This window comes from Streptomyces sp. NPDC051987 (assembly GCF_040680735.1).
Classification (GTDB): Bacteria; Actinomycetota; Actinomycetes; order Streptomycetales; family Streptomycetaceae; genus Streptomyces.
Genome location: NZ_JBFAXI010000108.1, coordinates 16,221 through 28,120, shown reverse-complemented (window position 1 = coordinate 28,120; position 11,900 = coordinate 16,221). Strand labels below are relative to the sequence as shown.

General features: G+C 70.9%; 10 protein-coding genes and 1 pseudogene. 1 reads left to right on the top strand and 10 read right to left on the bottom strand.

From position 1 onward, the window contains the following. Positions 1 to 500 precede the first annotated feature (500 nt). Positions 501 to 980, top strand: a complete 480-nt coding sequence (locus tag AB0M11_RS35765) for an ATP-binding protein (RefSeq protein WP_365712333.1) — start codon at positions 501 to 503, stop codon at positions 978 to 980. A 12-nt stretch (positions 981 to 992) separates the two neighbouring features. On the opposite strand, the gene AB0M11_RS35760 is transcribed toward AB0M11_RS35765, so the two are convergent. The 10 genes and pseudogenes from AB0M11_RS35760 to AB0M11_RS35715 all read right to left on the bottom strand — a co-directional run bounded on the left by AB0M11_RS35760 (position 993) and on the right by AB0M11_RS35715 (position 11,847). Beyond that, the gene (locus tag AB0M11_RS35760) at positions 993 to 1,952 is read right to left on the bottom strand and encodes a hypothetical protein (protein WP_365712332.1); all 960 of its coding nucleotides are present in this window, start codon (positions 1,950 to 1,952) and stop codon (positions 993 to 995) included. A 294-nt stretch (positions 1,953 to 2,246) separates the two neighbouring features. Then, positions 2,247 to 3,683 carry an aspartate ammonia-lyase gene (locus tag AB0M11_RS35755; RefSeq protein ID WP_365712331.1) on the bottom strand — a complete coding sequence of 479 codons (1,437 nt, stop codon included), beginning with the start codon at positions 3,681 to 3,683 and terminating at the stop codon, positions 2,247 to 2,249. A 156-nt stretch (positions 3,684 to 3,839) separates the two neighbouring features. Continuing rightward, positions 3,840 to 4,994, bottom strand: a complete 1,155-nt coding sequence (locus AB0M11_RS35750) for a M20 family metallopeptidase (protein WP_365712330.1) — start codon at positions 4,992 to 4,994, stop codon at positions 3,840 to 3,842. Further along, positions 4,994 to 5,659 (bottom strand): DUF1028 domain-containing protein, encoded by a 666-nt coding sequence (locus tag AB0M11_RS35745; protein WP_365712329.1) that lies wholly within the window; start codon positions 5,657 to 5,659, stop codon positions 4,994 to 4,996. Before AB0M11_RS35745 ends, AB0M11_RS35750 begins: the two co-directional genes overlap by 1 nt. Further along, a complete protein-coding gene (locus tag AB0M11_RS35740) occupies positions 5,656 to 6,126 on the bottom strand; it encodes a RidA family protein (protein ID WP_365712328.1) in 471 nt (156 codons plus the stop codon). Before AB0M11_RS35740 ends, AB0M11_RS35745 begins: the two co-directional genes overlap by 4 nt. 14 nt (positions 6,127 to 6,140) lie before the next feature. Continuing rightward, complete coding sequence (locus AB0M11_RS35735; RefSeq protein ID WP_365712327.1) at positions 6,141 to 7,430, bottom strand: NAD(P)/FAD-dependent oxidoreductase; 1,290 nt, start codon at positions 7,428 to 7,430, stop codon at positions 6,141 to 6,143. A 273-nt stretch (positions 7,431 to 7,703) separates the two neighbouring features. Beyond that, positions 7,704 to 8,008, bottom strand: a pseudogene (locus AB0M11_RS35730) (transposase); the annotation flags it as partial. Positions 8,009 to 8,145: 137 nt separating this feature from the next. Continuing rightward, complete coding sequence (locus AB0M11_RS35725; protein ID WP_365712325.1) at positions 8,146 to 8,454, bottom strand: hypothetical protein; 309 nt, start codon at positions 8,452 to 8,454, stop codon at positions 8,146 to 8,148. A gap of 94 nt (positions 8,455 to 8,548) precedes the next feature. After that, positions 8,549 to 9,997, bottom strand: coding sequence for an aldehyde dehydrogenase family protein (locus AB0M11_RS35720; RefSeq protein WP_365712324.1), 1,449 nt, complete (start codon positions 9,995 to 9,997; stop codon positions 8,549 to 8,551). Between the two features lie 284 nt (positions 9,998 to 10,281). Further along, entirely contained in the window at positions 10,282 to 11,847 is a 1,566-nt protein-coding gene (locus AB0M11_RS35715) for a PucR family transcriptional regulator (protein WP_365712323.1), read from the bottom strand. Positions 11,848 to 11,900 lie beyond the last annotated feature (53 nt).

Here is an 11,900-nt window from a genome sequence, read left to right as displayed (position 1 = left end):
CCACCGCCGCCGGCAACGACTGAGCAAGACCACCGACGACGCGAGGGTCAGAACTCAACCGACCAAACTGGGTCACGGTTCAACCGCCGCCGACAGTCACCACAGCGGTTTGTCCGCTCTCGGCCAATGCACGGGTCACGCCCTTGCCTGGCTCCGATGCATCCCTTCGGCGCACTCACTCTCCAGGGCACGCAATCCGGCTCACACGCATGAGGGAAGGAGGGAGTGGAGCCATGACGAAACTGGTGGTCTCCAGCCGGCCCCCAGCCACGCAGCAACCGAGATTTTCCGACATCGGCACAGGCATACTCACCTGGGCCTGCGGCTTCCAATCGCAGCTGAGCGCCGCCGATGGCTCTGCAGAACACCCGGGCGTCCGCCCCGGGGAGGCCCGGCTGTTCGGGGGAAGCGGAGCCCTTGTTCCCTCCAGCCGCCCATACTCCCGCAAGACGCCTTGAGTCGGATACCAGCTCCGGCCGCTTCAAGGAAGCTCACTCCTCATGAATGCGAAGCTCGCCTACACCAGGCAGACGAAGAGCCCTGCCACCGCGTGCCCGCTGCTTGCTCCACCGGTGCTCGCCTGCGAGGTATGGCAGTTGGACGGCCGTTCCCGCCAGACGCCCGGTGAGGCCCGTACCCGGGTCGTCGAGATGTCCCGCGTCCGGGGTCTGGCTCCGGAGACGGTGGACGACCTGGCAGTCATCGTCTCGGAGCTCACCACCAATGCGGTTGTCCATGCCCCGAACGACACGATCTGCGTCATCGTCATGCTGGCCGAGCGCGAGGCCCACGTTGTGGTGATTGACCACGGTCGCAACGGGCCGCCCTGTCCAGGGTCGCCGGCCGACGAGCACGGTCGGGGACTGCCTCTCGTGGAAGCCCTCGCCGACCAACTTGTGCGTATGCCTGCGGAAGACGGCATGGCGATGTGGGCCAGCGTGGGGTCTTCTCCCAACCCGCCGTCCAAAAGCGCAACGTGAGGGCCGGCGGCGTCAGGCGCAGCTCCGGTCGCGCCAGTACTGGAAGGCGGCGACCGGTTTGGGGAGGAGATTCCACGGATGGTGGGTCATGTCGCGGCCGATGCGGCGGAATACGGGAGCGGCGTCGTCTGTGCGCTTGAGACGGGTCAGAGCGAAGGCGAGCAGGTTGAGGTCGGCAAGGGCTTCAGCATGCGGCTGTACTTCTACGCAGAACCACTTGGCCAATGCTGTGTCAGCCTCACGGGTTGCACCTGGCTCGTACCAGTGCCGGTCAGCCGCGAAAGCAGCGGCGGAGTCCTGCGACATCCGGTGAGCGACCAACTCCACCCTGGCTGCGAGAGGGAGAAGGGCCACGGGTGATCCGTGGGGCGCCTGGTGAGCGGATCGTTCTGCGAATTCGATCATCCCCATGAGCGTCCCGTGCCGGCGAGGAGACAGATGGTGCAGCATTTGATGGAAGACGGTGCGGTTCCACGGGGCGCGGGCAACAGCCTCGTTCCACACCGGAACCGTCCTGCGGACCGGAGAGCCGCACACGTCCATCAGCCGCAGCATGGCCAGCCACGGGGTGGGGTCTTCTGGGGCCGCCTCCGCCGCCCGCTTGCAGTCGCTGTACTCCTCCCGGGCGTCCGGCCAAGGGGTACCGGTGATACGGCTGACTCTGGCGCAAGCCTGCACGACGAGGGCATCGGGGTCTCGCGGGCAGTCCTTGATCCACCGGAGCGTGACGCCCAGGGGCAAGGCGCGCGCAAGCACAGAGATCCGGTGCACTCGCAGATCCCAGTTACGGTCCGTGGCGCGCAGCAATTCGGCAACAGGGATCCACGCCCGGCGAGTGACCCCGCCCCCAGCATGAGGTAACTGCTGTGAGGACCTGAGCTCCTTGAGTGATGCTTTGATGGTTCGGCGCAACGGATCGTCGTCGAGTTCCGGGCCGATGACCAGCGGGGGGCGGCGTCGCAGCATAAACATTCCGGGGACTGTTGAAGGCGCGTGCCAGGCCGGCAACAGCACTCGTGAGTCGGCCTCTTCACGACCCTCTCTTGGGTGTGACGCGAAAGATCCTTTCCTATGAGAGAATTCCTGTAAAGCAAATGTTTTACGGGGAAGGTATCGAATGAGCAGATGACGCCGGGGTGAATCACCGCGAGTTTTACTGGAGCCGCTGGGCGAATTCCGGGACGGGAGAGTCGCAGGTTTCGCCGGTGTCGGTTCAGGGGCGGCATCCGAGGTGGTTGGCCCGATTTCCCGTCACGGTCCTGGTCGTCAGCGGGCAGGCGGGCCGGTCAAGAACGCTGGGCTGGTCAGCGTGGCAAGTTCCGCCTCGGTCAGCAGCGCACGCTCACGGACGAGCTCGAGCGCCGGCCGGCCGGTTCGATGCGCCTCCAGGGCGACGGCGCAGGCTACCTCGTAGCCGATCGTGGGGCTCAGGGCGGTCACCAGGCCGATGGAGGCAACGACCGTCGCCGCGAGCCGTTTCCGGTCGGCGGTGATGCCCCGCACGCAGTGCTCGGTGAGAACTGCGACACCGGCGGCGAGGTGGCCAAGGCCGGCACTCAGGCTGCGGTAGATGACTGGTTCGAACGCGTTGAGCTGGAGCTGTCCGCCCTCGGCGGCGAGGGTGACTGTCACGTCGTTTCCGATGATCTCGAAGGCGATCTGGTTGACGGCCTCGGGGATGACCGGGTTGACCTTGCCCGGCATGATGGACGAGCCGGCCTGGCGGGCGGGAAGGCTGATCTCTCCGAGCCCGGCCTGCGGTCCCGAGGAGAGCAGCCGCAGGTCATTGCACATTTTCGAGAGTTTCACGGCCACCCGCTTGAGCACGCCGGACAGTTGGACGAATACCCCGACGTCCTGGGTGGCCTCGATGAGGTCGGGAGCCGACACCAGCGTGGGGATGCCGGTCAGTCGGCGCAGGTGCTCCAGCGCGCGCTCGCGGTAGCCGGGGCGGGCGTTGAGGCCGGTGCCGATCGCCGTGCCTCCGAGATTGAGTTCGTGCAGCAACAGTCTGGCCTCGGCGAGGCGTTGTTCGTCCTCGCCGAGAGTGGCGGCGTACGCCGCGAACTCCTGGCCCAGCGTCATGGGTACGGCGTCCTGCAGCTGGGTGCGGCCCATCTTCAGCACGTCGGCGAACTCGACGGCCTTGGCCTCGAAGGCTTCGCGCAGGCCGGCCAGGGCGCTGAGCAGGTGGCCGACGTGCGCGTCCAGGGCGAGTTTCACCGCGGTGGGGTAGACGTCGTTGGTGCTCTGCCCGAGGTTGACGTGGTCCAGAGGGTGCAGGACGGTGTACTCCCCGCGGGGCCGGCCGAGCAGTTCCAGGGCTCGGTTGGCGATCACCTCGTTGGCGTTCATGTTGGTCGACGTGCCGGCGCCGCCTTGGATGAGGTCGACCACGAACTGTTCGTGCAGTGCGCCGTTCCGGATGTCGGTGCAGGCTTGGGTGATCGCCGTGGTGAGCGTCCTGTCCAGCGCGCCGACGTCCGTGTTGGCCAGGGCAGCGGCCTGCTTCACCGCGGCCAGCGCGACGATCAGGTGAGGCCGGGCGGCAAGGGTCTCCCCGGTGAGGGGGAAATTGATGACGGCCCGGGCCGTGTGGGCGCCATAGTAGGCGTCTTCGGGCACGGCGATGTCGCCGAGCATGTCGTGCTCAGTGCGGTGGCCGTCGTCAGCCAGGTGGCCGGGGTCATACGTCAAGGACATGTGTCCTCCGGTTCGTCGAGGAGGCAAGAGGCGCCCCGGAGGGGCTGGGGGGGCAGGCGGCCGGCGGGTGACGGCCGTGGCGCAGTACGTCGAACGGGCCGAGGGTGACGCCGTAGGAGGGCCGGCTCTCGCCCTGTCCGGGCCCTGGGGTCACGGCTACGCCCGTCGTAGGGCGGCGCTCCCGCTTGGCGCGCCCCGGTCGATGCCGGTCCAGGCCAGCGCGACCGCCCCGTCGAGCAGGGCCTGCTGGGCCTGGGCGCCCACGCAGAACGCGGCGAATTCGTGCTGGTGGTTGGTGGCGGGCAGCGAGCCGATCCCGATGTAGGGGTGGATGGCCGGCACCACCTGGGAGACGTTGCCCATGTCGGTGGAGGCCCGGTTCATCCGGGCGGCCTGGCCCGATGGCGCGAACTCGCGTCCCAGCGCGAGGGCGTTCAGACGGTAGTGCCCCAGTGCCTTCTCGTCGGTGCGGAACTCCGCGTACGGGCGGCTCTCCGGCTCGATCTCCAGCTCGCAGCCGGTGGCATGGGCCCCCGCCTCGAAGGCCCTCATGACCCGCGGCTCCAGCTCGGTCAGCTCGGCGAGGGTCTCGGCCCGGACGTACCAGCGGCCGCTGGAGCGCTCAGGGATGGCGTTGGGGGCGTCCCCGGCGTGGGTGACCACGCCGTGCACCCGTACCGAGGCCGGAAGCTGCTGGCGCAGCAGGCCGATGGCGACCTGGGCGATGGTGAAGGCGTCGGCTGCGTTGATGCCCGTCTCGGGGTAGGCGGCCGCGTGTGCGGACTTGCCGGTGTAGGAGATCCGGGAGTGGCTGACCGCGAAGGGGCGTGCCTCGGCGACGTCGACGGGTGCCGGATGGACCATCATGGCGAGGTCCGCGCCGGTGAAAGCGCCGCGCTCCAGCATCTCGATCTTGCCGCCGCCGCCTTCTTCGGCGGGGGTGCCGTACACCTCCACGGTCAGGCCCGCGTCGTCGGCGACGGCGGCCAGTGCGAGCGCGGCACCGACCGAGCTCGCCGCGATGAGGTTGTGCCCGCACGCGTGCCCGAGGCCCGGCAGGGCGTCGTACTCGGCGCAGAGGGCGATGCGGACGGGCCCGCTGCCGAACCGCGCGTAGAACGCGGTGTCCAGGCCCAGGTAGGGGGAGGTGATGTCGAATCCGGCGTGCTCGAGGAGTTGCGGGACGGCAGCGGCGGCGCGGTGTTCTTCCCAGGCGGTCTCTGGGTCGGCGTGCAGCCGTTCGGACAGTGCGATCAGTTTGGCCGCGTGCCGGTCGACCTCGCTGCGGGCGGCCTCCTTCAGTGTCCCCATCACAGGTCGCCCGGGACGCCGTACGACGGTGCGCCGGCGGGATCGAGTCCGCGGCGCACGTAGTCGTCTCGCTGCGGCAGCCATACGGCCAGGAGGTCGGCGAGCCGGTCGACGGGATCTTCGGCCCAGTCGATCCGCAGGTCGGTCACCCGCCAGCCCACTCCCGCCACGACCGCGAGGCCCGCGGAGCGTACCGGTCCCTCCTCCCCACCGGCCGCCGCGGCGGCCTGCAGGGCCGCCAGCAGACGCTCTTCCAGTTCCCCGTGGGTGGTGAACCAGGTGTCGATCAGGACGTCGGGAATGTGCGCTCCGGCGAGCATGTTGCCTGCGGCGACCGCGCCGTCCGCGGTGGCTGCGGCATGCCGGCCCAGGGTGCGGGGGCCGCTGTAGGCGACGCCGGGGCCGGTGCGGCCGAGCACGGTCAGCTGCCGGTAGTCGATGTGGTCGGCCGATGTGATGACGTCGGTGAGCGCGCGTGCGGCGTCGCCGTGCTCGGCCAGGCCGTCCAGCAGTTTGCTGCCGAGGGTGGGATCGGTGATGTTCTGCGAGGCAGCGGCACCGATGCCGGGTTTGAGGTGTGCGACCCGTGCGGCGACGGCCGGAGAGGACGAGCTGACCGCGATGCCGAAGCGCTCGCCGTCACGCACCACGAGGGAGAAGGTCACGGCCGCTCCTCCTGCGGAATCACCGCGATCGCGTCGATCTCGCACAGCCATTCCGGGCGGGCCAGTGCTGAGACCACCAGGCCGGTGGAGATCGGGTGCACGCCCTTGGTCCAGCGACCCACCGTGCGGTAGACCGCCTCGCGGTAGCGCGGGTCGATCAGATAGATCGTCAGCTTGACCAGGTGCTCCATCCGGGCGCCTGCTTCGTCGAGCAGCATCTTGATGTTGGCCATCGCCTGCTCGGCCTGGGCGGCCGCATCCCCGACGCCCACCGACTCGCTGGTGTCGAGGTCCTGGCCGATCTGGCCGCGTACATACACCGTGTCGCCGGCCACGACGGCCTGGCAGAGGTCGTTGTCGAGGTTCTGCTCGGGATAGGTGGCGCGTGTGTTGAACGGCCGGATCCGGGTGTGCCCGCCGACAACGACCGGAGTCTTCGCCCGGCGGCCCTCGTGCGTGGAGGTCATCGTCTCGCCCCTTCTCAGCTCTTGCCGTTCGCCGGCGCGGCGCCGGCCTGGTCGGTGGCGCCGTACGCGAGGTAGCCGCGCCGGGTCGCGATGTGGTCGGCGACGTAGGCAGCGTCGTGCCAGACGCCCCAGATGAAGCTCGATCCTCGGCGTGACAGCCAGGGAAGGCCCAGGAAATACACGCCCGCTTCGCGGGACACGCCGCGCCGCTGGTCGGGACGGCCCCTGTCGTCGAAGGCGTCGACGTCGAGCCAGCCGTAGTCGGCGGCGAAGCCCGTCGCCCAGACGATCGAGGTGACGCCGGCCTCGGCCAGATCGAGCTCCAGGAGCGGGTCGGTGACGCAGTGCGGGTCCGGCCCCAGGACGTGTGCCTGCGGTTCCGCGGGAAGGTCGAGGCCGTTGCGCTCGACGTAGGCGTCGGCCGCCCGCAGCAACTCGAGGTACCTGGCGTCGCCGTCGGCAATGTTGGCGGCAAGATCCGGCGCGAAACGCAGGACGCCGTCGTCGTAGGACGCGGTCAGGCCGACGAGCTCGATGCCGTCCCTGGCCAGGGCCCGGAAGTCCACGGTGTGGCCGCCGCGGGCCCCGCTGACCGCGATGGTCACGTGCTCGGCACCCTGCGGGGGCGTGTGGGCGTCCCAGAGCCCGAGCACGCCGAGCCACCAGCAGAAGTCCCGTCCGCGGTACTGACGCGGAGGGCGCTCGTGAGGGCCGACGGAGAGGAAGACCCGGCGCCCGGAGCGGCGCAGCTCGTCGGCGATCTGCACCCCGGAGGAGCCCGCACCGACCACGAGGACCGCGCCCGGGGGCAGCTGCTGCGGGTTGCGGTATGCGCTGGAGTGGATCTGCACCGGGGAAGCACTGTCCGGGACGATGGGCGGGATCACGGGCCGCTGGAACGGTCCGGTCGCGGCCACCACGAAACGCGCGTCGATCAGGCCCTGCGACGTCTCGATGCGGAAACCGGGCCGACCAGCATGCCTGCGCACCGACGTCACCTCGATACCGCACCGGATCGGGGCGCCGATCTTCTCGGCGTAGGCGACGAAATAGTCGGCTACCTGTTCCTTCGAGGCGAAGGCGTCGGGGGCGACGTCGGTGAACTCCATGCCTGGGAACCGGTCGTGCCATGCGGGCCCGTTCGCGACCAGGGAGTCCCACCGCTCCGAACGCCACCGCTCGGCGATCCGGTGCCGTTCCAGGACGAGGTGCGGGACGTTCAGGGCGCCCAGGTGCTCGCTCATCGCCACGCCGGCCTGGCCGGCCCCCACGACCACGACTTCGGTCTCTTCGACGACCACCACGTCGGTCCCTCCCCTTGGCATATCGACCTTCCGCTCAGGCAGCAGCCCGTACCGGCGTCGCTCGACGGTGCTCCCGCAGAAAATCCTCCGACCCCACCAAAGCCCTGTCCAACAGATGTTTTCGCTCTGAATCATCTGTTTCGCAGATCCACTCAGCCGATGGTGGCGCAGCCGAGGATGACGAAGGCTTGGTGGATGTGGAACCGGACCCTGTCACGGTGGACGTCGTGGCCGTAGCCGCGGTCGGCGTAGATGGCCGGTCTTTCCCCCGTCCACTGGGGAGGAGTCGACGGCGGCGCGGGAGAAGTCGAGCATGTCGGCCGCCCGCAGTTCGGCCAGCAGCAGTTCGTGCAGGTGCTGCCGGACTCCGGCAGGAACCGCCACGGGATCCCGGTGCGGAGCACGCACAGGATCCCGCACAGCACCCTGCGATCATCCAGGCGCTTACGCCCCGGATGCCGGTACCGGCGCTCGACCACAGGCAGCAGCGGCTCGATCCGCTCCCACAGCCCGTCCTCGACCTCCCACGGCTTGCGCGCACTCTTCGTCTCGGCTGCCTCACACCCCCATCCGGGCAGCGGTGGAGTGCCCGCCGGCGCGGGCAACGTCCACGCCGAGGACGCGGCGGCCGGGGACGTCGGGGCGGCCGGTCTGGTCCCACTCGTGCCACCGCTCGATGGCGGCCTGAACCCAGGCGAGCGGGATGACGCTGTCCTCATCGCTCGCGTGGAACTCCCCCGCCGGCGGCCACGGCCTCCTCCAGCGTGACGTGGCGGGTGTGCCAGTCCTCCAGGCCGGGGGCGCGCTTGTGGATCTCGTAGAACCGTCCAGCGGGCGGGTCGGGCGTGGAGACAGCCAGGGCGAACGCCTCCGGGAGGCCGTCCATGCGGCCACCGGAGAGCGCGCCCTCGATGGCGTGCCATGTGCCGTCCGGGACGATCTTGGCCTCGTCGATGAGGGAGCAGAGGCTGTCCGCGTGGGCGCCCAGCGGATGCGCCGGGCCCACTTGTGGATCTCGGGCCACAAGCAGACCGTGAGATGGCGCCACGCGGAGGCGGTGGTGAGGACCTTCCAGTCGTAGCCTGCGGCCTGCCGCGCTCGGACCTGTCCGTGGCAGGTCAGAGGGCGAGGCCGGTGAGGACCAGGACGCGCTCGTAGGTGTAGTCGTCCATCGCGAACCTGACGCCCTCGCGGCCGACGCCGGACTGCTTCACGCCGCCGTACGGCATCTGGTCGGCGCGGTAGGAGGGGACGTCGCCGATCACCACGCCGCCGACCTCGAGGGCGCGGTGGGCGCGGAAGGCGAGCTGCAGGTCGTGGGTGAACACGCCCGCCTGGAGGCCGTACTTGGAGGCGTTGACGGCGGCGAAGGCCTCGTCCTCGCCGTACACCTTCTGCACGGTGAGGACGGGTCCGAAGACCTCCTCGCAGGAGAGGGTGGTGTCCTCCGGGACGTCGGTGAGGACGGTCGGCGCGTAGCTGGCGCCGTCGCGGTCGCCGCCGGTGACCAGGGTGGCGCCGGCCTCGACGGCCTCCTTCACCCACGCCTCGACCCGTTCGGCCGCCGCCTCGCTGACCAGCGGGCCGACGTCGGTCCTGTCGTCGGCGGGGTCACCGGTGACCTGGGCCTCGACGGCGGCGACGATCCGCGGGAGGAGGCGGTCGTAGACGGCTGCGTCGGCGATGACCCGCTGCACGGAGATGCAGGACTGGCCGCCCTGATAGTTGGAGAAGGTCGCGATGCGGGTGGCGGCCCAGTCGAGGTCGGCGTCGCTCGCGTAGTCGCCGAGGACGACGGCCGCGCCGTTGCCGCCGAGCTCCAGGGTGCAGTGCTTGCGGGGCACCGAGTCCATGATCGAGTAGCCGACCTTCTCGGAACCGGTGAAGGAGATGACCGGCAGACGCTCGTCCTGGACGAGAGCGGCCATCTTGTCGTTGGCGACCGGGAGGATCGACCAGGAGCCGGCCGGGAGGCCGGTGGTCTCGGCGAGCAGGTCGCCGATGACGAGCCCGGACAGCGGCGTGGCGGGTGCGGGCTTGAGGATGATCGGCGCACCGGCCGCGATCGCCGGGGCGATCTTGTGGGCGCACAGATTGAGCGGGAAGTTGAAGGGCGCGATGCCGAGGACGACGCCCTTCGGGAAGCGGCGGGTCAGCGCGAGCCGGCCCTGGCCACCGGGGTCGGTGTCGAGCCGCTGGGCCTCGCCGCTGTTGAAGCGCCGGGCCTCCTCGGCGGCGAACCGGAACACGGAGACGGCACGGCCGACCTCGCCGCGGGCCCACTTGATCGGCTTGCCGTTCTCGGCGGAGATCAGCTGGGCTATCTCCTCGGTGCGCTCGGCGAGGCGGCGGCTGACGTGGTCGAGGGCGGCGGCGCGCACGTGGGCTGGGGTGGCGGCGAACTCGTCCCGTACGGCGTACGCGGCGGCGACGGCTTCCTCTACCTGGGCGTCGGTGGGCACGCTGACCTTGCCGACGAGACGGGCGTCCCACGGGTTGGTGACATCGAAGGTGGCCTCGCCGGTGACCTGGCGGCCGGCGAGCCAGAAGGCGTGGGTGGAGGTCATGTGCGAGTCCCGGCCCTTCCGCGTTGGGGGTGGGTGTGTGCAGGGTGTTCGCGTCCACGGTAGGCGGCAGGGGGCGGGGGTGCGTTTGGCCGCGGTGTAGTGGTGGGGGCGGGGGGTGTGCCGGTTTGGCACGGTCCGGTGGGGGCGGGCCACGGGGTCCTCGCCCCCGCCGCCCCTACCCGTCCCGTCCCTCCAGGGGGTGGGCCCCTGCCGTCGGTGGGGCCTCGGCGTGGGACGACGGTGCGGGCCCGGCTGAGCGAGTCGGGTGGGGGCAGAGCCGTCGGCTACTCCCCCGACGTCGCCTTCAGGGCCAGCCACAGCTCCATCCGGACGTCCGGGTCGTCCAGGGAGCGGCCCAGGATCTCCTCCACGCGGCGCATCCGGTAGCGCAGCGTGTGGCGGTGGACGCCGAGGTCCGCCGCCGCCGCGTCCCACTGGCCGTGCCGGGAGAGCCAGGCGCGGAGGGACGCCACCAGGTCACCGCGGCCGGTCGCGTCGTGCTCGTGCAGGGCCCGCAGCAGACCGTCGGCGAACGCCTTCACCGCGTCGTCGGCGAGCAGCGGAAGGACCGATCCCGAGGCCAGCTGGTCGTGCTCGACCAGGATCCGGCCCCGGCGCCGGGCCACGGACAGCGCCTGCTCGGCCTGCTTGTAGGCGGCCGCCGCGCCGATCGGACCGGACGGGGCGGAGAGGCCGACGACCAGGTCGTCGTCGTCCGCGGCCGCCTGCTCGGGCACCGCCCGCGCCGCCTCGCGCGCGGCCGCGTACTCGGCGCACGCCGCCACCGCCGCACCCCCGTCCACGGCCAGGACCACCAGCCGCTCCCCCTCGGGCACCGCCAGCACCGCCTCCCCCGCACGCGCCGCGGCCGCCTCCACCGCCTCCGTGAGGCCGGCCGGCGGCTCGCTTCCCGAGTCCGCGACGATCACCCGGAAGGGGGCGTCGAGCAGACCGCCGTACAGGTCCCCGGCGACCGCGCGCGCATGGTCCGGCTGCCCGGCGAGCAGCATGCGCAGTACCGCCGTCCCGACCCGCTGCTCGGCCGCGTGGAGGGAGCGGGAGCGTTCCGTCGTGAGGGTGAGCAGCGCGATGGCGGAGTGCACGGCGTAGCGCTCCGCCGTGCCGAGCGCCGACGCGGTGCCGACCGCCAGGGCCGCTCGCGGGCGGCGGCCGGTGCCGAGCGAGTGGAGTTCCACCCGGTCCTCGTTGTCGGGGCCGCCGACCACCGAGGAGGCCGGTGCCGGGCGTTCCCTGAGCCGCTCCACCTCGGCCGTCAGGCGGGCCGCCCGGCGCCCCGCCCACTCCGGCGCCGTCGCCACGACCGCGCCGGACGCGTCGTACAGCGCCGCCCAGCCGTCCACCTGCGCCGCGAGCGCGGTGAGCAGCCCCTCCGGGCCGGCGTTCAGCGCCTGTCTGGTCAGTTCGCGCTGGGCGGCGAAGCCCGCCGTCACCGCCCGGTACTGGTCGGCCGCGATCGCCGCCGAGACCGCCTTGCTGATGGCGAGGAAGGGGGTCCGGCGCGGTACCTCCAGGAGGGGCAGCCCCTCCTGCTCGGCGGCGTCGACCAGCGCCTTGGGGATCTCGTCGTAGTTGACCCCCACGGCGAAGCCGAGGCCCACCACACCGGCTCCCACCAGGCGCTTCACGTACTTCCGCATCGCCTGCGGATCCTCCGCGTCCAGCTTCAGCGCGGTGATCAGGAGCAGTTCCCCGCCCTCCATGTACGGCACCGGGTCGGCGAGTTCGCTGACATGGGCCCAGCGCACGGGCACGTCGAGGCGGTCCTCGCCCGCGCGCACGGTCAGTTTGAGCGCGGAGTGGTGGACGAGCGAGGCGAGCGTCGGTGGCATCAGGCCGTCAGATCTTCTCTTGGGTCGTGGGCGTCGTACGCGTCGTGAGCGAC

Bases quoted from the DNA above. Each gene is read 5' to 3' on its own strand.
- AB0M11_RS35765 (WP_365712333.1), top strand. From the start codon at position 501: ATGAATGCGAAGCTCGCCTACACCAGGCAGACGAAGAGCCCTGCCACC.
- AB0M11_RS35720 (WP_365712324.1), bottom strand. From the start codon at position 9,997: ATGACCTCCACCCACGCCTTCTGGCTCGCCGGCCGCCAGGTCACCGGC.
- AB0M11_RS35755 (WP_365712331.1), bottom strand. From the start codon at position 3,683: ATGTCCTTGACGTATGACCCCGGCCACCTGGCTGACGACGGCCACCGC.
- AB0M11_RS35715 (WP_365712323.1), bottom strand. From the start codon at position 11,847: ATGCCACCGACGCTCGCCTCGCTCGTCCACCACTCCGCGCTCAAACTG.
- AB0M11_RS35760 (WP_365712332.1), bottom strand. From the start codon at position 1,952: ATGTTTATGCTGCGACGCCGCCCCCCGCTGGTCATCGGCCCGGAACTC.
- AB0M11_RS35740 (WP_365712328.1), bottom strand. From the start codon at position 6,126: ATGACCTCCACGCACGAGGGCCGCCGGGCGAAGACTCCGGTCGTTGTC.
- AB0M11_RS35750 (WP_365712330.1), bottom strand. From the start codon at position 4,994: ATGGGGACACTGAAGGAGGCCGCCCGCAGCGAGGTCGACCGGCACGCG.